At 37.2% G+C, this 25,412-nt stretch carries 21 protein-coding genes; 3 read left to right on the top strand and 18 right to left on the bottom strand.

Annotated elements, in window-relative coordinates; all coding sequences use genetic code 11:
- Positions 1-11: 11 nt before the first annotated feature.
- The 3 genes from N1I80_RS09485 to N1I80_RS09475 are packed head-to-tail and all read right to left on the bottom strand — an operon-like array spanning position 12 to position 3,849.
- Positions 12-1,433 carry a response regulator gene (locus N1I80_RS09485; protein WP_340737638.1) on the bottom strand — a complete coding sequence of 474 codons (1,422 nt, stop codon included), beginning with the start codon at positions 1,431-1,433 and terminating at the stop codon, positions 12-14.
- A complete protein-coding gene (locus N1I80_RS09480) occupies positions 1,430-2,863 on the bottom strand; it encodes a sensor histidine kinase (RefSeq protein ID WP_340737637.1) in 1,434 nt (477 codons plus the stop codon). The genes N1I80_RS09485 and N1I80_RS09480 overlap by 4 nt, the downstream gene beginning before the upstream one ends.
- Complete coding sequence (locus tag N1I80_RS09475; RefSeq protein WP_340737636.1) at positions 2,860-3,849, bottom strand: sugar-binding protein; 990 nt, start codon at positions 3,847-3,849, stop codon at positions 2,860-2,862. Before N1I80_RS09475 ends, N1I80_RS09480 begins: the two co-directional genes overlap by 4 nt.
- A 157-nt stretch (positions 3,850-4,006) precedes the next feature.
- On the opposite strand from N1I80_RS09475, the gene N1I80_RS09470 reads away from it, so the two are divergent.
- Positions 4,007-4,873 (top strand): Cof-type HAD-IIB family hydrolase, encoded by an 867-nt coding sequence (locus N1I80_RS09470; protein WP_340737635.1) that lies wholly within the window; start codon positions 4,007-4,009, stop codon positions 4,871-4,873.
- Positions 4,874-4,937: 64 nt separating this feature from the next.
- Here the strand turns inward: N1I80_RS09470 and N1I80_RS09465 are convergent, their stop codons facing one another.
- The 6 genes from N1I80_RS09465 to N1I80_RS09440 form a co-directional block, all read right to left on the bottom strand.
- The gene (locus N1I80_RS09465) at positions 4,938-5,861 is read right to left on the bottom strand and encodes an AEC family transporter (RefSeq protein ID WP_340737634.1); all 924 of its coding nucleotides are present in this window, start codon (positions 5,859-5,861) and stop codon (positions 4,938-4,940) included.
- Between the two features lie 53 nt (positions 5,862-5,914).
- Positions 5,915-6,385 carry a nickel insertion protein gene (gene larC / locus N1I80_RS09460; protein ID WP_340737633.1) on the bottom strand — a complete coding sequence of 157 codons (471 nt, stop codon included), beginning with the start codon at positions 6,383-6,385 and terminating at the stop codon, positions 5,915-5,917.
- 2 nt (positions 6,386-6,387) lie between these two features.
- Positions 6,388-7,140 carry a nickel pincer cofactor biosynthesis protein LarB gene (gene larB / locus N1I80_RS09455; protein ID WP_340737632.1) on the bottom strand — a complete coding sequence of 251 codons (753 nt, stop codon included), beginning with the start codon at positions 7,138-7,140 and terminating at the stop codon, positions 6,388-6,390.
- A gap of 98 nt (positions 7,141-7,238) precedes the next feature.
- Positions 7,239-8,711, bottom strand: a complete 1,473-nt coding sequence (locus N1I80_RS09450) for a gluconokinase (protein WP_340737631.1) — start codon at positions 8,709-8,711, stop codon at positions 7,239-7,241.
- A gap of 270 nt (positions 8,712-8,981) precedes the next feature.
- Positions 8,982-9,752, bottom strand: coding sequence for an SDR family oxidoreductase (locus N1I80_RS09445; RefSeq protein WP_340737630.1), 771 nt, complete (start codon positions 9,750-9,752; stop codon positions 8,982-8,984).
- Positions 9,753-9,773: 21 nt separating this feature from the next.
- Entirely contained in the window at positions 9,774-11,042 is a 1,269-nt protein-coding gene (locus N1I80_RS09440; RefSeq protein ID WP_340737629.1) for a lactate racemase domain-containing protein, read from the bottom strand.
- A 292-nt stretch (positions 11,043-11,334) separates the two neighbouring features.
- Here N1I80_RS09440 and N1I80_RS09435 point away from each other — a divergent pair, with 292 nt between their 5' ends.
- The gene (locus N1I80_RS09435; RefSeq protein WP_340737628.1) at positions 11,335-12,534 is read left to right on the top strand and encodes a helix-turn-helix transcriptional regulator; all 1,200 of its coding nucleotides are present in this window, start codon (positions 11,335-11,337) and stop codon (positions 12,532-12,534) included.
- A gap of 75 nt (positions 12,535-12,609) precedes the next feature.
- Here N1I80_RS09435 and N1I80_RS09430 read toward each other — a convergent pair whose 3' ends face one another.
- From N1I80_RS09430 to N1I80_RS09415, 4 genes are all read right to left on the bottom strand, one after another.
- Complete coding sequence (locus N1I80_RS09430; RefSeq protein WP_445683643.1) at positions 12,610-14,016, bottom strand: MFS transporter; 1,407 nt, start codon at positions 14,014-14,016, stop codon at positions 12,610-12,612.
- A gap of 244 nt (positions 14,017-14,260) precedes the next feature.
- Complete coding sequence (locus N1I80_RS09425; protein WP_340737626.1) at positions 14,261-15,121, bottom strand: sugar phosphate isomerase/epimerase family protein; 861 nt, start codon at positions 15,119-15,121, stop codon at positions 14,261-14,263.
- A complete protein-coding gene (locus N1I80_RS09420) occupies positions 15,118-16,116 on the bottom strand; it encodes a Gfo/Idh/MocA family protein (RefSeq protein ID WP_340737625.1) in 999 nt (332 codons plus the stop codon). The genes N1I80_RS09425 and N1I80_RS09420 overlap by 4 nt, the downstream gene beginning before the upstream one ends.
- A 63-nt stretch (positions 16,117-16,179) precedes the next feature.
- Complete coding sequence (locus N1I80_RS09415) at positions 16,180-17,340, bottom strand: Gfo/Idh/MocA family protein (RefSeq protein ID WP_340737624.1); 1,161 nt, start codon at positions 17,338-17,340, stop codon at positions 16,180-16,182.
- A gap of 427 nt (positions 17,341-17,767) precedes the next feature.
- Here N1I80_RS09415 and N1I80_RS09410 point away from each other — a divergent pair, with 427 nt between their 5' ends.
- The gene (locus N1I80_RS09410) at positions 17,768-18,412 is read left to right on the top strand and encodes a YesL family protein (protein ID WP_340737623.1); all 645 of its coding nucleotides are present in this window, start codon (positions 17,768-17,770) and stop codon (positions 18,410-18,412) included.
- Positions 18,413-18,542: 130 nt separating this feature from the next.
- Here the strand turns inward: N1I80_RS09410 and N1I80_RS09405 are convergent, their stop codons facing one another.
- The 5 genes from N1I80_RS09405 to N1I80_RS09385 form a co-directional block, all read right to left on the bottom strand.
- Positions 18,543-20,159, bottom strand: a complete 1,617-nt coding sequence (locus N1I80_RS09405; protein WP_340737622.1) for a response regulator transcription factor — start codon at positions 20,157-20,159, stop codon at positions 18,543-18,545.
- A gap of 6 nt (positions 20,160-20,165) precedes the next feature.
- On the bottom strand, positions 20,166-21,965 hold the full coding sequence (locus tag N1I80_RS09400) for a cache domain-containing sensor histidine kinase (RefSeq protein WP_340737621.1): 1,800 nt from the start codon (positions 21,963-21,965) through the stop codon (positions 20,166-20,168).
- A gap of 76 nt (positions 21,966-22,041) precedes the next feature.
- Positions 22,042-23,382 (bottom strand): ABC transporter substrate-binding protein, encoded by a 1,341-nt coding sequence (locus tag N1I80_RS09395; RefSeq protein ID WP_340737620.1) that lies wholly within the window; start codon positions 23,380-23,382, stop codon positions 22,042-22,044.
- A gap of 74 nt (positions 23,383-23,456) precedes the next feature.
- On the bottom strand, positions 23,457-24,296 hold the full coding sequence (locus tag N1I80_RS09390; protein WP_340737619.1) for a carbohydrate ABC transporter permease: 840 nt from the start codon (positions 24,294-24,296) through the stop codon (positions 23,457-23,459).
- Between the two features lie 18 nt (positions 24,297-24,314).
- The gene (locus N1I80_RS09385; protein ID WP_340737618.1) at positions 24,315-25,283 is read right to left on the bottom strand and encodes a carbohydrate ABC transporter permease; all 969 of its coding nucleotides are present in this window, start codon (positions 25,281-25,283) and stop codon (positions 24,315-24,317) included.
- Between the last annotated feature and the right edge of the window lie 129 nt (positions 25,284-25,412).

Genomic DNA, 25,412 nt, shown 5'->3' with positions numbered 1-25,412 from the left:
TACGTTTTCCTTCATTTTTCAAAGAAACTGTCTTGAAATTGTCTTGGTGAGCTACGAAAATACTTTTTAAACACTCTGCTAAAGTAATTCGGGTCTTTATAACCAACCATAAAACTAATCTCTTTTAACGAATAGTTATTTTCTTCAATGAAAGATTTAGCACTTTCCATACGTGTTTTCGTCAAAAACTCGATAAAAGTTTCATCAAACTCTTCTTTAAAGAGGTTGGAAAAGTAATTAGGACTTAAATTGACAAAAGCTGCTACCTCCTCTAGCGTAATACCTGTTGCATAATGTGCTTCTATATAATCCTTTGCTTTTGTCATAGATTGTTTCGAGTGGCAATATTCATTCATATGCATACAGCACACATTCAAGTATGTATGCCAATCTTTATCAGAGCGCAAAGAAGAAATAGAACTTTTTGCAATAGAAATATTACGCCTTGAGAATATATTTTGTATCTGAATATATAAGTTTTCCTTCTCATCTACAGTTAGTATTTGCTGATTTTCTTTAAAAACCATAAGCGTTTCGTTATAATTTCCCTTTTCTACACCTTGTATAATTTGAGTGACTATATCCTCATGCTCAGTATATTGGTGATTTTCCTGAAAGAAACCATATTTACTTTTCTGATATTTCTTCAACTGAAAACTTGCCGTATAGGCTTCGCGATAGGATAATGGCAAATCGTCTAGCGAATCAGTGCTACGCCCAATACCAATAAATATAGGAACTCCGAGCCCCGATTGGATTGCTCTCGCTCCAGTCAATTGTTCCGCCTTTTCGATAACTATTGCAGATAGGACAAGTACAATAATTACATCATTCGCCTCATATAAGATGAATTGCTGGCGAAACTGCTTGACAAGCTGTTGTCTAATTTGCTGCACATCATAAGCATCCTCAGCACTGAACACCAAAAAATAACTAGTTTTCGTAGTAGAATATAACTGTTGATGCAAACCGACAACCTCTTGGTCTATCTCCTGCATTATTAATCTTCGTATCAATTTCTCCTTCAATAATTGTTGTTTTTCCTTTTCTATTGTTACTTCATGTAAAATTTCTTTCTGCACACGAAGCAGCGCATGACTGATTTCTTCTTTTTTTCCTGGCTTTAATAAGTAATCCTTAATACCATACTGCATAGCTTGTTTGGCATATTCAAAGGTATTATAGGCCGATACTAAAATGAATTTAACAGAAGGTTGCGCAGCATAGATCTGTTCGATTGCCTCCAAACCGTTTATACCAGGCATCTTAATATCCATAAAAATAATATTCGGTTGCAACTTTTCCGCTAACTCAATGGCCATCCGCCCATTAGCAGCCTCTCCTACAACATCCATTTCACTAAAATTCTCACGAATAAATTTCTTCATCGCCTGCCGCTCAAGTAATTCATCATCAGCGATTAAAATTCTCATCCTTTATCCCCCTCAAACAATTTGGGTAATAGTAGACGTATCGTAGTCGATTGTCCTATTTGTGATTCAATTTCAACTACATGAGTCGTTTGATAAAATAACTGTAGCCGTCTTATGACATTTGTTAAACCGATACCTGTTGAGTGTCCTACATGATCGTCTCTAGCCGATACAAGTGTTAATAAATCTGTAATTTTTTCCGGTTCGATTCCTTCGCCATTATCTTTCACCTCAACAATGACCTTTTCATCGGTTTGCCAAACAGTAATAGCAATCATCCCCCCTTCTTCCCGCTCCTCAATCCCATGAATAAATGCATTCTCAACCAATGGCTGTAGTGTTAGGCGTGGTATTTTAATAGCAAGGCAGGTTTCATCAATTTCGGTGATAAATTGAACGCGCTCCGAAAAGCGACTCTTTTGTATATTAAAATAGTCCCCGACAATCGCTACTTCATCCCCCAGCGTCACGTGTGTATCAATTTCACCTAAACTATGGCGCAATATGGCAGCGACTGAATCGATAAGACTCGAAGTAGCATTTGCATCCTCTAAGTAAGCCATTTTTGAGACAGCATTCAACGTGTTAAACAAAAAATGAGGATTAATCTGATTTTGTAAATGTTTTAACTCCATTTCTTTTAACAGCTGATCCAATTCGGACTGGTCTTTGATTTCCTGCACCAAGCTATGAATATTCAATCGCATATGATTAAAAGCATCTCCAAGTACCTTTAACTCGTCATTCGATTGAACTTCAATCGGCGTTCCAACCAAATCACCTTTTGCAACTTCCTTCGCTGCGCGAGATAGCTTATTTAAAGGGCTCGTAATACCATTGGCAAACCACAGCGCAAAAAAGATAGCCAGCACAATCGTCATTAAAAATAAATAGAAAATAAATGTGACGAAGTTGCCATTCCGTACTTGTAAGTCTAAATAGAAAGACTGGTAGGCTGTCAATTCAACATCTATTAGCTCAAGTGCCGATTCCTGGATATAGCCTGCAGCAATACGCACTTCCTCTAAATGAGCCGTATACTTTTCAATATCTCCTTTCAAAACAAATCCAATGGTCAACTCGCTCTCATGCAAAAAGGTCTCGATTAAATTGATATAGTTTTTTACTTTGATTCTTTCAATATAGTCAAATGCCTCTGCAAGCTTTTCTTTATCGGCAGCAAGTTGCTTTTTTTTCGCAAAGTAATCGACAGCATTGTCTTCCTCGGGCTCTATGACGTAACGTTTAGTAAACGCATACAGTTCATTGGACTTTTGCGAGATTGAATTGAGCAATAGAAATCGTTGAAAGCTGTTATCATAGTTATTAATAAGCTCTTTTGAACTGACGAAAATAGATATGGCAGTCACTTGAAATAATACGACAAAAACAAAAAAGTATATGAGTAACTTACCGCGAATGGTCTTCATCTATTGTCCCCCTGCAGAAACGTATCGTAGTTTTCTTTTTCCACGACGATTGTTCTCGTGAAAATTTCATTCTCCAATAAGCTATGCTGTTGCAATTGAATCAGCACTTCAATAGCCTTATAACCCATCTCCTCTGGATATTGAGCGATCGTCGCATTGATTTTCCCCTTGCGAATCAACTCTAATGTTTCAGGCAAAATATCAAAAGCTGTCATATAGACTTCCTTATTCGGAGCAATCTCCTGTAACCCCTCTACCATACCAATGCCATCTAGTGCACTGAGTCCTACCAATACTGTGATGGAAGGGTATTTCTTTAATAAAGAGTACGTTGCCTGCGCTGCCCCGATCTGGGTAATATTTGATTCGTGAATTCCAACAATATGAATGCGTTCCGTTGCTTGAATCGCTTCCTTAAAACCTTCCAGCCTCTCTTGCTGATTAATCGCATCAAAGCGCCCTGTTACGATGCCTACATATTGCTCACCAGCCGTATTGTTAATCACTGTTTCTCCCGCAAGCTGACCAGCATAAAAATTATCTGTTCCTACATAAGCCTTTCGTACACTGCTTTTAACATCGGTATCGACAGTTACAATAGGAATTCCACGTTCCACACTTTTTCGTACTAAATCCACAAATCGTTGTCCTTCAACACCTTGTGTAATAATGCCGTCCACTTTAACCGAAACCATTCGATCTATTAGCTTAAGCAGCTGATCATTATCTGCCTTTAGCGGACCAACATATTCCAAGTAAATATTATGCTCTGCGGCCGCCTCTTTTGCTCCCTGCTCGATGAGACGCCAGTACTCATTATCAATTTCTTCAGAAACTAACGCAAAATGATAACGGTAGTCATTAGAAGAAACAACCTTCTCCTCGATGTAAAAGGTTTTATAGCCGTAAATATTCATACCGATAAAACTAATAACGAAAAAGGTTCCGCCAAGAATCGACAACAAAATTTTTGTAGACTTTTTCATTGCACACCAACTTCACTTAATATTCTTTCAATCTATTGTCTAGTGAATTAGGACTTTTGGCAAGAGGTGAAAACGTGCCTCTAGAACTGGCGAGTTGATATTCATCGGATTCATTGCTATCATCAACCTTTACGCACAATTGGAAAGGATGATAATTATGATACGTCTTATTGCAATAGATATGGATGGCACAATATTAAGTCCCGATCACTCGATCAGTACTAAAAATAAAGAAGCAATTTTAGAAGCACAGTCAAATGGGATTGAGGTTGTGATTGCAACTGGTAGAAGCTTCTCAGAGGCCTTTGAACCTATTAACAGTAGCGGCTTAACTGTCTCATACATTTGTCTGAATGGTGCAGAGGTTAGAAATCCATTTGGGGAGCTAATCTCCGCTACCCATATAACTAAAGATGATGTTAGAAAAATCACATCTATTTTAGATACAGAAACAATAGACTATCAGTTGTTTATTGACACGATTGTTTATACAAAAGACATTGAAGCACCTATCGATGCCTTCATTCAACTTGCCAAGGCAGCTAATCAGATCCCCCCTATAGATGAGATTCGCAAAGAGGTAATGGGGAGAGTAGAACAAGGTACGCTTCAAGAAGTCGATTCATTTGATGATTTAATACAACAACGGGGAAATGAAATTTATAAAATATTTGGAACATCTCTTCATAGACAACATTTAGATAATGCTAGAAATATTCTGCATACATTACCTGGGCTTGCGGTTAGTTCTTCCGGTGCCGGTAATCTTGAAATTACACATGCTCTTGCACAAAAAGGGATAGCGGTTGAACAATATGCGAAAAGCAAGGGAGTCTCAATGGAGAGTGTCATGGTAATTGGTGATAACTATAATGATTTATCAATGATGAAACGTGCTGGACGCTCTGTCGCGATGGGGAATGCTCCTGCGGAGATTAAAGCGGCTTGTACTGTGACCACAACGTCAAATGCACATGATGGTGTTGGATTAGCAATCGAAGCCATTCTCCAACTTCAAAAATAAGTTGGAGAATTACGTTAAAAAGTCCTTCTATAATTTAATTATAGAAGGACTTTTTACTATATATTTAAAATAAATATCTCGCCAAATAAATGACCAGCGAAACTGTGATTGCACTAATTAAAGTAGAAAATAATACGATTTGAGCTGCGAGATCAGGATGATTATCATATTCTTGTGCAATTACCGCACTGTTTACTGATGTAGGCATTGCCGACCCAATTAATAAGGCCTGTGCTACGATTCCATCCACTTTGAATGTAAAAATAATAGCCAAGGCAATCATCGGTCCTACAGCTAATCTCAGTAGCAAACTATAGTAAACTGAAGACAGCCCAGCTGCAAACTTAATTTGAGCAACTTGAGCACCAAGTGTTAATAAGGCGAGAGCAATCATAGCGTCAGCAATATAATTAGCCGGCACCCAAATAAATGACGGTACTGGAATACTAAAAACATTCGTGGCGACTCCAGCTAACATTGCATAGAGCACTGGCATTTTAAAATAACCAAGTGCCGCCTTCAATTTCCCTACTTGAATAGATTGAAGCGAAAAAATACCGTATGAAAATAAAAATATATTTTGTAGTGTAAGCATAATTACTTGAATAGACATAGCTAGTGGATCACTTTTGAACACCAAATCGTTTACCGGGACACCGTAATTACCTGAGTTAAAAAACATGACACTATTTGAAAAGGTTGTTTTTTCTCCTTTTTCCAAGCCAATTATTTTACCGACAAAATGAGATACACCATAGAGAAGCACTACATATAATATGAAAAAGAGTAATATATTCCCGAATAAATTGGCAGAAATTTGTGTACTGCTTAACTTAACAAAGATGAAACCTGGGACGAGAAAGTAAATATTTAATCTAGCCAATGTTTGTAAGTTCAGCTTGAATTTTATTTGCATGACAAATCCAATACCCATAATAACAAAAATCGGTAATAGTATATCTTTTAAAATAACAAATAGTTCTACCAAGCAGTTCACTTCCTTCTAGATACCTTCCAAGCACGTATTACTTGAGAATCGAATTACTGCTTTAGCTGCATCCATACTTGTTCATATACCTTCTTTAGAGGAATATTATACTGTTTGGCTATTTTTTTACACTCCTCGTATTCAGGGGAGCTTTGAATTACTTGTCCCTCATACATACCTTCCTTCACAGTAACAGTGCCCCATTCAATGGATACTGTGCGAAATCTTCGCTCTAGGCGATGCACGGATAGCGGATAGTAACGCACACCCAATGTCGTTGTTTCTGTAAATAATATCTCCTTCATTTTCTCGAGATTTTCTTGTGAACAAAGTAATTGGAGCAATGTTCCTGGTCTATTTTTCTTCATAAAAATGGGCGTATAGTAAACGTCATTGGCCCCAGATTCAATGAGTAAATCCATCAAATAGCCCAACACTTCTCCTGAAATATCATCCAGATTTACTTCCATTTTCAGCATTTCATGATCAATATGTTCATGATTAGGAGGATGATTAGCAGCCATTATCAGCACTCCTTTTCTTTCCGTTGTGCCAAACGATGTATTAAAACTGCATTGAATGCTCCACCAAATCCATTATCAATATTGACAACGCTAATGCCTGAGGCACAGGAATTTAACATCGTTAACAGCGCAGCCAAACCATTAAAACTCGCCCCATAGCCAACACTTGTTGGTACAGCAATAACTGGGTGTGAAACAAGCCCACCTACAACACTCGGAAGCGCACCATCCATCCCAGCGACAACAATCGAAACGGTTGCCTGTTGAATTTCCTCTATATTATCAAAGAGCCGATGAATGCCCGCCACACCTACATCGTAAAACCGTCGGACTTCACAACCGAAGGCCTCTGCTGTAACAGCGGCTTCTTCTGCTACTCGTAAATCAGATGTCCCAGCACACACTACTGCAATGTATCCTGTTTGAAACTCTTTTTTTACTTTTCGTTCAGAATAAATAATTTGTGATTGCTCGTCGTATAGTAAGTCCGAATGTTTCTCAAGCACCTCTATCGATTTTTCTTTTGACATACGTGTGACTAATACAGCATTATCGTTCGCTCTAATCGCTGTAATAATCGCAATGATCTGCTCAGCAGATTTCCCTTCACCATAAATCGTTTCTGGAAAACCTTGACGCTTCTCACGATGATGGTCGACTTTAGCAAAACCCAAATTTTCGTATGTGGCTAACTTTTCCTTGGCCTCTTCTATGCTAAGCATACCTTGCTGAACTTGTTTCAATATTTCTTCCATTTGCCCTACACACCTTACTCTATTATGATTTTTGACCTATTACGCCTCACTGTATTCAGCCCACCATTGAAGCAAATGGAGACATCTGCTAAATCCAGTCAAAAATACTTCACCAAATCTCTAGAAATATTCTTATATTTCTCAAATGCTTCTGCATAGATCCTGTGGTTATGTTGATTAGGCTTAATAATCGCTTCGATTGGAATGTTTTTCTTGATTTCTTCAAATGAATCTACTTTCCCAACAGCAACTAATGCCGTCCACGCAGCTCCCCACGCTGCGCTATGATGACTTTCTGATAGGTACACTTCTTTACCAAAAACGTCTGCTAGCATTTGTACCCATAATGGAGACCTAGCTAGACCACCGTTGACAAATAGTTTATCGGGCTCTCCAGCTTGGCGTTCAAGCGCTTTTCCAATATGGTATAGATTATACGTAATTCCTTCCAAAACAGCACGAACTAAGTGCTCTTTCTTATGCGTAATAGAAAGTCCAAAGAAGTTCCCCTTTGCCTCCTGGTTCCATAGTGGAGCCCGTTCTCCATTTATATAAGGTAGGAATAACAAGCCTTCTGCACCAGGAGCAACTTGCTCTGCCTCAGCAGTTAATTCATCAAAAGTCCCTTTATAATCAATTAATTCTTTTAACCATTGTAAGGCGATTCCACCATTATTAGTTGGACCACCTAGGATAGATAGTTCTCTTGTAAATGCATAACAAAAAGTTTCTTGCTGTTCACTTACTTCAAAGCCATGAATCATTTGACGAATAGCTCCACTCGTACCGGCAGATATTGCGACCTCTCCAGGTGAAATAGCCCCACTTCCAAGATTCGCCAACTGACCATCAGCAGAGCCAATGACAAACGGCATATCACTTGAAATTCCCATCTCCTCCGCAATAGCGATGTCGATTCCTGTTAGTATTTCCGTTGGTGGAACGATTTCAGATAGCTGGTTTTTGACGACTCCGGTAAGTGTTAATGCCTGTTCATCCCAGTCAAACGTAGTCATATTAAATAAACCTGTAGCAGATGCCATCGAATAGTCAATGAGCCTGCGACCAAACCACTTTTGAATCACAAATTCTTTTGCCGACATAAAATAGGCTGCACGCTCATACGGCGCATAAGCTGTTTCTTTCATCCACAGCAATTTACTTAATGGTGACATCGGATGATTCGGCAACCCCGTTTTCGCATAAACTTCATTACCATTTGTCTGCTTTAATGCTTTCGCTTGCAAATTACTTCTGCCATCTGCCCAAATAATAGCTTGTGATAAAGGTAGATAATTAGCGTCTACACAAATAAGTGAATGCATGGCACAAGAAATTCCAAGCGTTAAAAGATCTTCTTGCTTGATATTCGCCTTGCTAATGACATCCTTAATCGCCCCGACAGATGATCGTTCTATTTCTACTGGATCTTGTTCAACCCAGCCGGAATGTGGATAGTAAGATGTAATCATTCTTTCTGCTTCAGCTACTAATTTGCCGTTCAATTCAAAAATAACCGCCTTAGCGCTTGTAGTACCAATATCAAGTGCAATTACTAGTTCCTTTGACACACGCAATCTTCCTCTCTTTGTTAAATCAATCGCGCCTCAGCGTGATTGATTCCAGATTTTGAATTGAGCTTGCTCAATTAACTCCCTTCAAAATCTGTGACATCCGCCGGAGGCTTTATCTTCATTCAGCGGGAGTTTGGACACCCGCCGAACAGGGAAACAAAACAGCATTCATCTCTCAACCTATGGAGGTCGGGGTCTTCTGCTGAATGAAGATAAAACAGTATAATAACAGAAAAAGCTTTGGATTATTCTCCAAAGCTTTTCTACTTAAATCGTCATACTTCCAAATCCACCATCCACACGAATGAGTGTCCCTGTTACAAAACTTGATGCCTGTTCCGAAGCTAGCCACACAACCGTTCCACTTAATTCTTCTGGATTACCAAATCGGTTCATAGGCGTATGGCCCATAATGGATGCAACTCTATCTTCACTTAAAATTTTACGATTTTGCTCTGCTGGGAAAAATCCTGGAATAATTGCATTAACACGAATGCCGTGAGGTGCAAATTCACGCGCTAAAAATTGTGTCATATTGTTAATGCCTGCTTTGGACACCGAATACGTGAATACTTTTGACAGTGGTGTCGTAGAAGAAACAGATGATATATTAATAATACTTCCTGTTCTTTCTTGTTCAATCATTCTTTTTGCAAATACTTGCGTTGTCAAGACAATTCCCTTTAGGTTCACATCCATAATATGATCCCACTCTTCTTCTGCAATATCGAAAAATGGTGTCGGGCTATTGGTACCTGGAGCATTCAATAAAATATCCCAGCCGCCTGACCATGCCTCGATTTCCTTCGCAACGTTTTCTAGTGATTCTTTTGAAATAACATCTGCCTGAAAGGCTTTCGCAACTCCACCACGTTCTACAATACCCTGTGCAACTTTTTCAGCTGTCTCGAGATTACGACCAACAATGGCTACTTGTGCACCTTGATCTGCTAATCCATTAGCCATTGCTGATCCAAGTACACCATTTCCACCAACTGCAACCGCCGTTTTTCCCGTTAAATCAAATAAGTTTTTCATATACATTTCCCCCTAAATATTTCAGACTAAATTTCCATTTTCATCAAACTTTAATTCATATAAATCTGTAATCGGTGTTAAATAATCATTGCTTTCTACCTCAGGTAACAAGGCTTCAGATACTTCAATTTCACTAAGTTCCAATGTATTCTTAATGCGAACCATTTTCACTTTTGTGAAATCTAAAATATTACATGTTTTAACGGCTGCTTTCAGTGCCTGCTGATCATTTTCTAATGTCGTTGCAGCCTTTGTTGGGGCAACCACAGTAGAAGTAAGCCCATTCGCATACGTAGCCGCCCAGTCCGTTTTATCAATTAAGCGTCGTGTCGTAAAGTCAGCTGTCCCTACACCGTTCGCATTTCCTTCTGTTTCATGTGTCAAATCTAGCACGACCATCTTATTCACGGCAGGTCCACCATGCGCATACGGTGTTGGGTAACGTCCCGTGATGTTTGGATCCATGCCATCTCCACTAATGTTTTTACCGATTTCGTCGATCACAAGCACGTCAATATTGGCAAAATCAATTTTGGGTAATAACTTTTTAGCCAACTTTTGTAATTCTGTTTCTTTTTCTTCAATTTCATGGGGTAACAACACTTCAACCCTTGCGACTTTATCAAAAGCATTTTCAATGGTTCCGACACCAAAAAGAATGGGCATTTTTTCAATAATCATAGTAGACATTTCAATAATATGTTTCCCCATATGCTCAAAGCCCAATTGGTGGCAGGCTTCCGCACCTTTTTGCTTTCCTAGACCAATCGCAATCATTTTCATAATGCCACTTTCAACCGTTCCTCTGAAAGCAGTATGCGGTTTGATGCGATTGATAACGACAATTCCATCGGCTTGTGAAGCAAGTTTATCAATGTAAACAGGTAAGCCATTTGGTAATTTCCCAATCTCAATGACTTCCATTGAGGAACGAATTTCCGCATGAACGGTTTCTTCTGTGACACCCAAATGTGCCAACACGGCTTTTTGCCCTTCTGCCGATGCTCCACCATGACTCCCCATACTCGGTACGATAAATGGCTTTGCACCTAGCTCTTGCAAAAATTTCACCGTACGTGCCGTAATCTCAACAATCTGGTCGACTCCCCTGCTTCCAACAGCTACTGCAATTTCCATACCAGGTTTAACCGTTTGTCGAATTCGTTCTTCCTCTAACAATGCTTGCAGTTCTTCACCGGCGTTGTCCAATTGCTTGTCATCAAAAGTTTGCCGAACTTTCACCATTTTCGGCAATGGAATATCTCTTAACAATTGCTGAATAATATCCATTCAATTCACTCCTATTTATTATGATAAAAAACGAGGCCGGATGAATTTCACTTTTCGAATAGTACAATTCTGTTGGTTGAAAGCCCTTCCAACCTTTAATTTGTTTAATGACCAAACTAATAACTAATTATAGAATATCATTTAACTGAATTTTCGTCAATAATCATTTCTTCTATGATTATTTAACTTCCACTTTTCGTTTAATTGGTACAGTTTTTAAAATCATACTATAATTAAATCTCAGTTTGGATTATAGGTTGTGCCACACATTTTGAACTAGGGGTGAATGAAGATGAATCAACTGGACATTTTTTCTGCAGGTTTTAAAATACATCATCTTACTAATTTAAATACATATATCTTAGATCAAAACAAAGAATTTGTTTTTCATCATGAAACGATTTCTATACCTGTTTTCATGCCTGGGTCCAAGGATGAAGATATATTCAATTTTTATAAAGAAATGACACAAAATAATCAATTGTATGTTTTTACAAACGATTGGGGATTATATTATTTAGGCTATACCTTTACACTAGATACAGATTACAGCATCATTATTGGTCCCTATCTTCAGCTAACCCTTAATCTAAAACATTTAATGAAAATATATCAACTAGATCATGACACCAGTGAGGATTTAACTATTTTTTACAATCAAATCCAACTAGTAGGAATAGAAAAAGCGTTAAGTTTTGCTAGCCTACTTCAACTTTTCAATATGATTGTAGAGAAAGATGTACTCCCTAAACAAATTGAACAAGAGAAAAATCATGCTGAAAGCAATAGTTCAAATCAGCAATATAATATCATTGAGGATGTCAGTAAAGTCGTCGCTTTGAGATATAAAATAGAAGCAGACTTCTTGCATGCTGTTGAACAAGGCGACAAGACTAAAGCCCTTGAATTAATTGGTCCAGACAATTTGTTATTCTCGTTTTCTGAACGATTTCCCAATCAACCTTTACGCAGACTTAAAAACCTAGTCATTGTGATTAACACTTTATTACGTACAGTTGCCGTGAAAAGGAAGGTCCCACCCATTCTAATTCACCGAACATCCGAAAAGTTTGCAGTACAAATCGAAAATAAAACCCGGTTAATAGAATTAAAACAATTACAAACTGCAATGATTGAAGAATACTGCGATTTAATTGTTTCAAATTCATTTATACATTATTCAAAAATTACACAAGAAGTCATCACCTATATTATGACTTATTACAATAAACGAATAGATATTAATGAATTAGCAGCGCTTAATTTCACACATCCTAGTCACCTTTCTCGTAAATTCAAACAAGAAACAAATTTAACAATTACAGCATATCAGCAACAAATTAGGATGCATCAAGCAAAGCACTTACTTAAAAATGAAAGCTTACCCATTGAAGAAATTGCTTGGACAGTCGGTTATGAAGACTCTTCCTATTTTTCAAGAGTTTTCAAACAGGAAACAGGCTATACACCATCACAGTATAGAGTAACCTAAATAAAAAGCGCTGTTCCAGGAAATCAGTTTTCATTGACTTACTGGACAGCCCCTTCTTACCTCAATCGATATTATTCAATTTCGTCCTGCTCTTCTTCCCGCTAAATCAATAGCAAGTTGAAGTGTGCGTTTCTTATTCAACGGATAGAAAAATACTAACATGAAGAACATCGCGGCAAATGTAATCGCTGGCACCAAAGTGGCTAGCGTATGAATCCCATTTAGTGTATCTTGTGTTTGCACATCTAAAGCGGATGTATATCCCACTGCTGCAATAGCAAAACCACCAAGCCCACCAGCAATAGCTTGACCCACTTTACGAGCAAATGAATAAATCGAATAAACGGTTCCATCCTCTCGTAAACCTGTTAAATATTCATGGTAATCGATAACATCTGTTACAAATGCCCAAATGACTAAATTGAAGAATGCATAGCCAAACATCGCTATTGTCAATAAGCTAATAAATTGAGTCGTCGACAGGTTGGGCAAGAAATATAACAACAAATAGATAACAGCTGAAAGTGCTGCTCCTGCTGCCGCAATCTCTTTCTTACCGAATTTAGCAACTAGTGAGCGCACCATCGGCATAGCAACAAATACAGTACCCGTTTGGAGAAACCCAACTATACTTAATGCTTTTGCATTACTAAAATAGTCTTTAAATAAGAAAACATTCACTGCACCAATCAACATAAAGCAAATCATGAACATAAGCGAAATGATAAGGATCCAAATTAATGGTTTATTTTTCAAAAGACCTCTTACAGTTTTACCAAAATTCCCTTTTTCTTTTACTCTTACTGGCGCGACAACGCGTTCAGTCGTCATTTTATAACAAGCCATATAACAAGAAATAGAGAGAACACCGAAAATAATGGCTCCTAATAGAAAGTGATTTGCATCCGCTTTATTATCTACAAACAAAATCAATGGCCCAGCTACATTAATAATTAAACCTGCTAAATTGGCGCCCAAAGTTCTATACGTGGATAACGTTGTCCGTTCAACAGGATCAGACGTGATGACGGAAGCCATGGAGCCATAAGGTATATTAACTGTACTATATAATGTTCCCCATAAAATATATGTGACAAAAGCATAGGCCAAATAAAATCCATCAGTCATTCCTGGAATATACACGAACATTAATACACCTGAAATAACGAGTGGAAAAGACATTCTGAAAATCCACGGTTTAAATTTACCTGCTTTACCAGGATTCCTTGTATCTATAAAGCGTCCCCAAGTAACATCCGCAACGGCATCCCATAATCTGGCGATTAAAAATAATACCCCTACAGTCGCCGGATTAATGTGTAAAACATCCGTATAGTAAATCATTAAAAATGATGCGACTAGAATAAAGAAGAAATCATTGCCAAAATCACCAAACATATAGCCCATTTTATCTCTCATTCCAAATTTTCTAAATCCGGAATTTGTAGCTGTTTTATTTAATTGCGCAGATTGTTTCATCATTTTTTCCTCCATTACTTTAAAATTGGAATTTAGCAAATTCTCTTAGAAGTAAGTAACCATTATAAGATTATTTAACGTTATCGAAAAATACTCCCATATGATGAGTGCGCTTCCAATCAAGGTTCGAAAAAACCATATACTATTATCATCCCTCCTCATGAATAGGAAGCCTGCTTTATCAGTCTGCCTACTCATGAAGCTGTGTCTATTACACAGAGTAGGAATTATATTTTTCTAGTTTAGTCTAGAACCAGTCTGCATATCCAAGTTCTCTCAAATTAGCAGCTGATGTTTTCAAGCAGTCAAACGGATCACGTCCATACGTATCATCTTGTTCAATTAAGAAATACTGTGCGCCACTTTCAAGACCTGCTGCTATAATCGCTGGTATATCTAAGTTTCCTTCGCCGACTTCGGCAAATTCAATCAGATTTGTAAATTTAGCAAAGAATTTACCCATATCTTTTAAATCATCTTCATTTATATCCAGTTGTCCGATCCGATAATCCTTCAAATGTAAAAGAGCGACGCGCCCTTCATATTCTTTGATAAACTCCACAGGGTTTACACCGGCCCTTTGAATCCAGTGAACATCTAATTCAAAACCAAGTGTAGACGTATTATGTTTTATCAAATCTAATAAATATTCACCATCATACTTTTGGAATTCAATATGATGTGTATGATAATATAATTCAATTCCTTGCTCAGCAAGCCTTACCGCCATTGCCTCCGCTCTTGTAATAAACTCCATAATTTTCTCTTTATCACCCATTACATTAAGCGGAAGCATACCGATGCGAATAAAGTTACAATTTAGTGTTTTGCAATCGCTAACAATCTTATCAAAGTCATTCGTTAATGTTTCACCTGGTGCACCCGGCAACATTGGATCTAAACCAGCTGAAATGGCTGCAATTTCTATATTAAAATCTTCGCTAGCCCTTTTTAGCTCCGCTACATTTTCTGTTGTCATCGGAATTTGCGATACTTCTACAGCACCATAGCCTAGCTCATGCAACTTCTTCATTGTTTCATATGCCCCGAGCTCTGCTACTTTATCTTTAAGCATCATCATTTGGACGCCAATTTTACCTTTTGTCATTGATATACCTCCGCCTTTTTTTCAGATGATTTACGGATTGCACCAATCATTTCCATTGATACTTGTGCATCCTTTACATGGATATAATCATCTGTATCATTTTCTATACATGCATAAAAGTGATTGATGAGCTTTGCATGGCTTGCACCGTAGTAAAACTTCGATCCTGGAAGTTTTGTATCCTCGATTATTTCCACTTTCTTACCTTCTTCGTTTTCCTTTGTCAATATACTATCTTTAATGGTTAACTTGCCTTTTTCTAAAATAACCTGAAACTCTACGGAAGAATTTGTTGCATTTGTAACGGTTGCAAAAAATAATCCTGTTGCACCATTCTTAAATCGAATATTGGCTGTAGCTGTATCCTCTACGTCATAGCCATAATCAAATAAATTATCAATTGAGCCTCTAATAGTCTCTACTTCCCCGCCGATTAGCTGCATCAAATCCAACGTGTGAATAGCCTGGTTAATCATGACGCCGCCACCAGCCCTCGCCATCGTTCCTCTCCAAGGCTTAGTGTCATAATAAGCTTTTGGTCTAAACCAAGTGACCAACCCTTTTAAGCCAATAACCTTTCCATATGCACCACTGTCAATCATCTCTTGAAGTTTCTCAACCGTCTCGTTGAAGCGATTTTGAAAGGACACACAGATTTTAACATCTTGATGTGCTTCTTCTAATTTAACTAAAGACCTACCCTCTTCAGCGTTTCGTGCTAATGGTTTCTCCTGAAATACATGTACACCTTTTTCAACGCAAGCCTTTGTCGCACTATAATGAAGATCATGCGGTAAACAAATATGGACACAATCCAACGTCTCATGTTCAAGCATTGCATGATAATTCGTATAAAAATTTACGCCGGGTACAGCATCTTTTAATGATTCGTCGATATCGCACACTGCCACTAAGTCAACATTGGGATTGGCTTGAATAACCGGAATATGAATGTTCGAAATATCACCCAATCCAATAACCGCTATTTTCAGCATTAGCCTTACTCCTTTAGAAATAGGAACTTATTATTCAAGTAATTATAAGTTCCTATATTCAATTTATTTTTTTATCGGATTAAGCTTTTCATGTTCGATCTTTTTGTTCAGCTCATTTAAGTATAATTCTTCGTCCAACGGTAGTTCTACTTCTTTTCCTAACCAGCTTGAGAGATGGATTGCATTTGCTAATGCAACACCATGGATGCCATCACTACCAGGTGCTAGTAAAGGTGTTCCATCTAAAACATTTGCTGCAAAGTTTTCAAGTACAGCAATATGTTGGCCACCCCATACACTTTCGAATTCTAGAACTTCTTCGCTGTATATATCAGATTGGTCTTGGCCCATGAAGATTCTCATGACATCTCCCATATCCATGGAAGCACTCATGTCAGCTTCAGGTGTTTTTAGTCGTTTAATCGTTACTTTCTTACTATCATCTACAACGATTTTCCCTTTATCCCCTAAAATCTCGAAGCGATCTGTTCCCATAATGTCATGTGTACATGTTACAAATACGCCAGTTGCACCATTACCATAGTCAAGAATTGTCGTCACTTCGTCTTCTACAGCGATATTTCTTTGATACCCATATTTTACATTAGAGTAAACTTTCTTCGGCATACCTGCAATCCATTGCAGCAAGTCAAGCTGATGTGGAGCTTGGTTGACAAGAACACCGCCACCTTCACCTTCCCAAGTTGCTCTCCAAGAACCGGCATCATAGTAACCTTGTGGTCTCCACCATGTTGTAATAATCCAGTTCGTCCGTCGAATCTCACCGATTTCACCATTATCAATAATTTCTTTTACTTTTTGGTAAAGTTCGTTTGCCCTTTGGTTAAACATAATACTAAACGTCAACTCTGGTTTCGTAGCAGCAAATTCGTTTAATTCTCTAACCTGTTTTGTATAAACACCCGCGGGCTTTTCTAGTAATGCATGGATGTCTCTTTTAAGTGCTTCAATTCCCATTTCAGGGTGTAAGTTATGCGGTACACATGTAATGATCGAATCAACATCTCCACTTTCCAACATATCTATATAGTTATCATAGAATGGAACACCTGGATATTTCTCTTCTGCCAATGCCTTTTTCTCTGGATCAATGTCGCAAATCGCACCGATATCTATGCCTTTTACTTTTCCTTCTGAAATGAAACCAGCGTAAGTACCGCCTTGTTGACCTAAACCAATAATACCTAATCTTACCTTTTTCATAATCCATTCTCCTCGCATATTTTTTTGTGGTTGAAACTGAAATTATCTTTCAACAATAAATGTACTCTTCAATAAATAATTTAAATTGCAAGTGCTTACATTTTTAATTTTAGTGAAATTCAGAACAAATTAACAGGACTAAAATTGCATATCAAGGACTCTAATAACAAAGTTTATAAAACACTTACAATTTCTATTGTAAATTCGATAGTTGGTTTCGTCAACAAACTAAATAATCACCTTTGCAAATCATATACGATATTTACTTAATCGATATTTTTTTTACTATCTCTAATAAACAACGGTATTTAATACAGAATCGTGCTATATTTCAGACAGAAGACTTCGTATTAGTTAGCCATGTCGTTCTATTTATGACGATACCCTCGCCTTAGATTAGCTAAAACGAAAAATAGGAGGAATGATCATGCAATTAGGTGGATTTTCTGGTGGCATACTTTCAATTTGTAATTGGTTCGTAAGACTTGCCTATATCAACATATTATGGATTTTATTTAGTCTAATGGGATTGGTTGTTTTTGGGTTTTTCCCTGCAACAATTGCTATGCTTGCAACACTCAGGCAGTTTTTACAAAAAAATGATCCGCCAGTATTTAAAACATTTTGGAAATATTATAAAGCAGAATTTTTCGCTAGTAATAAGCTGGGGGCACTTATTGTAGTCATCGGCCTTGTTCTCTTCGCAAACATTACCTTTTTACAATCGATGGATAGTAAGCTATCAGAAATGCTTTATTATCCAACCATTGTATTGAGTTGCATTTACTTGCTGGCAATTTGTTATCTGCTCGCATCCTATGTCGAATTCGAACAAAGTTTAAAGACACACATCAAAAACTCGTTATTGATAATGGTCTACAATCCGCTATCAAGTCTGTTTATTATTTTTGGTTTTGCAATTGTCTATTATGCTGTCACCACTTTATCTGGACTAGGTTTCTTTTTCAGTGGCAGCCTGTTCGGACTAGTTATCCTATCCTCTACTTCACTTACTTATCGGAAAATCGAGCGTAAACAAGTGAATTTAGGAACACAAGAAAAAACAGCTTAGTTCTTTACACTACTGGACATAACCTCTTTATACAGTAGCAATAGGAAGAATTCACTCTCACTAGAAAGTAAATTCTTCCTATTCTCCACTTTATTGTCTGATTTGCAAAATAATTAACCACATTCCTCTTTTACTTTACTGTTTCCTTATATTTATACGATTTAGGCGACATACCAAATTGCTGCTTAAATGTTTTTAAAAAATAGCCTTTACTATCAAAACCGACCTCTAATGCAATCTGCTCAACTGATCTAGTTGAATTGTCCAGTAACTCCTTCGCCTTCTCCATTTTTATTCGCGTCACAAACTCAACAAAACTCTCGCCAGTCTCCTTCTTAAACAGCCGACTAAAGTAGCTGGCATTCAAATGAAGGAGGTCTGCAACATCTTTTAAAGATATTTTTTCATTTAAATGGTTTCGAATATATATTTGTGCCTGAAGAATATATTCATTTTTAGGCGTTGCATCAATTTGCTCAACACGATCCATTAATTTTATCAATATATCTGTCACCAATGATTGTAAATGTTCAAAGGTCTCAACATTTTGCACAAGCTGGTCTGTCATTGTCATAAAATTTTCTTCTTCACTATAAACCTGCGTATTTAAAAACATTTTAATATCTAGAACGAGTTTAATTGCCCAATCTTTCACTGCTGCTGGCGCAAAATGTTCTGTTTTTATTCTTTCAATATAGTTCTGAATATATTCCTTAACTCGTGCCTCCTCTTTATTCATAATCATATGCCTTAATTCTTGGAGGGCATCGATATAATCTTGAAAGATCGACTCTTTTGTATACACTATCGCTTGAAAGTATTGACTCGTTCCATGTGGGTAATAAAAACGCTGCCCTTTATTATTCAACAACGACTTCATCGATTCGACTAACCCTTGACGCAACTGATTTTCTCCCCCAATAACGGAGGTAACACTAATTTTTAAAAACATACTAACTTTACTTTGCATTTCTTTTACCGCTCGCTCAACAAGGTACTGCATGTCCACTTGTTTTGTATTCATCAGCGGAAATAGGAGGAGGAATTTCCCATTTAAAAAGAACACTTGAATACCTTTATGAAACTCTGCTAACACTTCTTCAATCACATTATTAAAGCTAAATTGAAGTAATACTTCTTTTCCATAACGGCCAATTGCGTCCTGATATTGATCAATAAAGCATAGCACCACCGTATATCGTTCACATGAAAAGTCCATGTCCAATAAATCCTCTTGCTCACTCCACCAATTATCATCTTCAATATATTGATCTTCCATCAACTTTTCAATAAAGGTTGTTTTTAATGACATATTATTTTGTTTTAAAAAATTTGTAATTTTCACATGACGATGCTTTACTTGAAATTGGTGATCCATCGCAATTTTTAGTCTTTCGAGTAGCTCGACGACTTTTTCTTCCTCTATCGACTCTTTTAAAATATAGTCAAACACTTCTAATTTTAATGCTTTTTGTGCGAAATGAAATTCATCATGACAAGACAAAATAATATTATACGAGCTAATTTCCTCTTCCTTCAGTTTGGAAATGAGTTCTATCCCATTTAATCTTGGCATTCCAATATCCGTAATGAGAACATCACACTTATTTTCTTTTAAATGCTCATACGCCTGTAAACTATCATTAAAAGCCGCTGCCACATGAAATCCGTATTGCTGCCACGGAATTATTTTTTCCATAAACTCTGTTACTAATACATCATCATCAAGCAAAACTACTTGATACATCGTTTATCACTCCTTCTCAATCGGGATATAAAAGGTGAAGGTTGTTCCAACGCCTACCATACTTTCAATCTCCAATTTGAAATCATCACCATAAATCATTTGCATTCTCTGGAATACATTTTGTACACCAATGCCATTAAAGGAGCGTGTATTTTTTATTTTCTCTTGATTTTTCGGGGCAAAAACTTCTCGTTTTAAAGATTGTAATGTTGTTTCATCCATGCCACTTCCATCATCCGTCACACTTAACTCTAATAGATTATTGTCTTTTAAAGCCGCTACAATGACGATGGTTCCATTTCCTTGATTATATCCATGTATGAAAGCATTTTCAACGATTGGTTGCAAGAAAAATCTAGGTATTTCGATTTGTTCAACTTCTCTATTGGTAATGAATTCTAATTTAAAATCATCTTGATGCCGGAAATTCATTAGCTGTAGATAATGTCTAACAATGGTTAGTTCTTCACTTAATGGGATAAAAGCATTGTTCCGATTAATCGTCATTCTAAGTAACGCAGACAAAGAGTAAATCAATTGAGCACTGTCTTTATCTCCACTTAATCGAATTTTTAATCGAATCGAATTTAATACATTGAAAAGAAAGTGAGGGTTGATTTGCGCTTGTAGCATTTCGAGTTCTGCCATACGCTTTTCTTCTTCCCGATCCTTTACTTGCTCAATCATTTCTTCAATTCGGTCAAGCATATGATCGAAAGAATTCGCTAATTTTGCCAAATCACTATTCCCGGATATATTTGCGCGTACATCCAGATGCCCCTGCTCAACTGATTTAGTAACAAAACTTAACTTCGTTACAGGTTTTGTTAATTCACGGATTAAAATAATGAGGGCCAATAGAAACAACAACAAAAAAGCACCTTGAATGATAATGGTTGTTCTTGTCACTGTATTGATTGTACCAATCGTTTCTTTGTAGGGCACTAGGCTGACTAATCGCCAATTTGTATAGGAAACAGGATAAGAAACGAGTAAATGATCCTCATCATTGTATTCAACAATTTGATGCTCTTTATTCGTAATATCATATGACAAACGACTACGGATTTTCTCGGTATCCATACTGGAATAAATTTCACCTTTATTATCAGTCAAAAAGAATACTACTTTCGTAGCGTTTTGAAAATTGTGGAAAAACTTTCGGACTTCTTTTTCTTCAAAACTAATAATTTGATAGATATTCGATTTATTGGCCCCTTTAATCGTTCTTGCCATACTTATTAAATAAGGATTTGACTCTTTTTCTGATTGAATATAAGTCGGATGTACGCCAATCCAATTCGTCTGATAAAACTGCAAATCATTTAGTTCCGAAAACCAAGGTTCATTTCGAAAGGTTAATGGATCCTTTTCGTATGTTGAATAATTCGTATAGTACAAGCCATCTTCGTAAAGAAGTGTAATATATGTATTAGAAAACATGTCGGTAATGTCTGTCAACGACTTAGATACTTGCATATAGTGTAGTAGGCTCCCCACCTCAGTAGCTTGCGATGAACCCGAATCAATCGACTGGTTAGATTTTAATAGGCGATTAAAGTTTGTATCGAATTGAATGAAATTTGATGTATACATCACATCATCAAGAATTCTCTTCATACTCATTTCAATCATGCTTAACGTATCCTTCGATTGCTTTACTGCACGTACTTCCAAAACATCTTTCGTGAAATAATTAGAAACAATATAAGTGCTTATCCACGGTAATAAAATACAAAGAATTATGGCAACCAATAGTCGACTGCGCAGCGTCATTTCTTTTAATATTCCTACAATTCTCTTCATTCTTATCACTCCCTCCTTTCCAAAGGTAAAATAGAGAGGGAACTGTATTGTCCCCTCCCTCCTCATCTTATTCTATTTATTGATTTGCATCAACGACCGCTTGAATCCTTTTCTTGACATTTTCTATCGTCTTATCTAGATCCTGTTCACCTAGTAAATACATCTCAGCTTCCGCGCCATATTCTGTGTGCACTTCCGTAATATACGGTGCTGGTGCAAATGTTTTATTTGGCTGAACAGAAGTCAACGAATGTTTTAATGACGGTAAATGGATAGCTTCTGGATTTGGAGTTCCACTTACTAAAATATCTAACACAGTGTCTAAGTCAGCATCTTTCCAAGAAGGTGTCCACACACCTTGTTCCACAATCCCTTCTGTTGACATCCAACGCATAAAGTCATAGGCTTCTTGTTTATGGGCAGAAGTCTTGGAAACACTGAGTAAATCACCTGACATAACTGTGAAATTTTCTCCTTTTTCGTTTTGTGGCCATGGCGCCCATGCGATTTCAAAGTCTGGTGTGAATTCTCCCCACTCCGTAATCATGAAACTAAAAGTCGGAATCATACTTGCTTCTTGTGAGAAAAATTGCTGACGGTAATTTAATTTTTGTGAGAATGTTTCAAAGTATGGAACAGATGATTTGTCTACTTGTTCTAGTTGATAACGAAGTTCCAGTGAATCCCGTAGCAGTGGGTCATCCACATTCGATGAACCATCTTCTTTTAGAAGTAATGTCTCTTCTGATTTACTGACTAATTTCAACGCTGAATATGTCTCGTGCCATGTGTGTAAATAAGAGCCATAATGTTGATCAGTCGTCATTTTCTTTGCATAGTCACGATAGTCATCCCATGTCCATTCTGTCGGGATTTCTAATCCCGCTTCATCTAAATGACCTTTATTCATCATAACTAGGCCAGTAACATTTTTCATCGGTAAACCATAATATTCACCATTTACTGGTCCATAACTATTATTATAAACTTCATTAATGTCAATACCTTCCGCAGCTAAAAATTCATCAATTGGTGTAACTAGTCCAGCGTCAATTCTTTTTACGAGATCATTTGGATTATTAAACATGATAATATCAAGCTTTTCTCCTGCAGACGCCATCAAATCTAATTGTTTAAAATAATCTAGAGCAGTCATATTATCTACTAGTGGAATCGATTCAATCTTGATCCCTGGATGTTCAGCCTCATATTTATCAATGACAGGCTGCCACTTTCCTACATCTTCATTAATCCAGTGCACAAATTTTAAGGTGATTTCCTCTTCACCTGACTTACTAGCACCATCACTAGATTTTTCTCCTGAGGCGCCATCACCTGCTTTGTCACCCGAACATGCCGCTAAAACAAGCATCGCAATAAGTGTAACTAACCATACCAAACCCCGTTTTTTCTTCATTACAATTGCCCCCTCTGTTGGTTGATTACTATATGAAATCTCCCTTATTGCCCGAGAGATTTGATACCCCTGTTTTACCCTTTTACGCCACCAAGCTGAATGCCTTCAATAACATGTTTCTGTCCAATGATAAAAATGATTAACAATGGGATGATCGCGGATACAGATGCTGCCATCATCAATGAGTAAATGCTGCCGTGCTGATCCGCAAAACTTTGCACTCCAAGTTGGATCGTATAGAGTTCTTTTGACCTCAAGAAAATTAATGGATTTTGGAAATCATTCCATGTCCAAATGAAACGCAAAATAGCATAAGTTGCAATAGCTGGTCGGACAAGTGGTAGCGCAATCGATGCAAAAATACGGAAATGCCCTGCCCCATCCATTCTTGCGGATTCAATGAGCTCATTACTAATGCCTAGGTAGAATTGGCGCAACATAAATGTACCGAATACACTGAAACTATTTAGTAAAATCAGACCCATATGTGTATCGTAGAGTCCTAACCATCTGAATAACAGGAACTGTGTAACAAGTAATGTTTGTGGTGGAATCATGAATGTAGCTAATATAATCAGGAACAAGAAGTTTGAACCTCTAAAATTAATTTTTGCAAAGCCGTATGCCGCTAAAGATGATACGGTAACTGAAGTGATTGTTGTTAACACCGTTACTTTGATCGAGTTCCAATAGAGTAATAAGAATGGCATCGTTCCTGTCCAGACTCCCTTATAGTTCTCAACAGCATTCCATGTTTCCGGAATCCATTGAATAGGATAAGTCAGAACGTCCGTTTCTACCTTAAAGGATGCAGAAATCATCCAGATAAACGGCATTAGGAAAATAACACCTATTATCGCCATGATGATTGTTACCACTAATTTTTTTATATCTATTCCTTTTGTTGTAGTCATCATACTGCCCCCTTTGAATTAATAGTTTACCCATTTCTTCTGAACGATAAATTGAATATACGTAATAATGAGTATTAGGATAAACAATACAAGCGAGATTGCTGATGCATAACCTGTTTTCAACTCAAGGAACGCTTGTTGGTAAAGATAAACGACTGGCGTCAGCGTTGAATTCGCTGGCCCACCATTTGTTAAGACAATAATTAAGTCAAATACCTTAAAGCTCGAAATAACACCTGTAATCAAGAGTAAAAATGTTGTTGGCGATACTAACGGAACTGTTATTTTAGTAAATTGATACCAAGATGACGCTCCGTCCATCTGTGCTGCTTCATACAATTCTTTCGGAATATTTTGCAGTCCTGCCAAATAAATGATTAAGTTAAAACCGATACCTGTCCAGATCATGATGAGCATAACGGAAGGTAACGAAAATGAAATATCTGCAATCCACCCTGGAGGGTTTTCAACACCTAATGACATCAGTAATTGGTTAATCGGCCCTTTGGATGGATGAAATAACACTTGGAATACGACTGCGACTGCCACGACACTAGATATAAATGGCATGAAGTAAATTACCTTGAACAAATCTTTCAGATAAACATGCTTATTAATGATGACCGCTAATGCTAATGAAATGATGAGTGTTACGGGTACGGCAAGTAACAAAATAAAGTTGTTAATTAATGCCTTATGGAACAAGTTAGTTGTAAATAATTTCTTGAAGTTTTCTATCCCAACAAAACTAGCACCCTCAAAACCTGATACAAAGTTCCAGTTTGTAAAACTTAATACGAGTGATGAAATAATTGGAAATAGGACTAATACAGATGTACCGATAAACATCGGTGCTATAAATAAATAACCTGCTACATTTTCTTTCCAACCACCAAAAGGAGTTTTATTACGCCTTTTAGATTTTTTACGCACTTTAGTCGGTTGCTTCTTCACTTCTACTGATTGCGCATTTGATACGCTCTGCATTGCGTTCACCTCAGTTTCTTTATGTTAGGCTTAATTATAGGCAGTGTAATCGCTTTCAACAATGTACTATCTTTACCTAATTGACAAAATCTTTACCTAATTGAGATATCTTTTTCGGTCAAACTTGAA

Origin of the sequence: Sporosarcina sp. FSL K6-3457 (genome assembly GCF_038007285.1) — a bacterium.
Classification (GTDB): domain Bacteria; phylum Bacillota; class Bacilli; order Bacillales_A; family Planococcaceae; genus Sporosarcina.
Note: the sequence above shows the minus strand (reverse complement) of the source record. Positions and strands in the feature narration are given on the sequence as shown.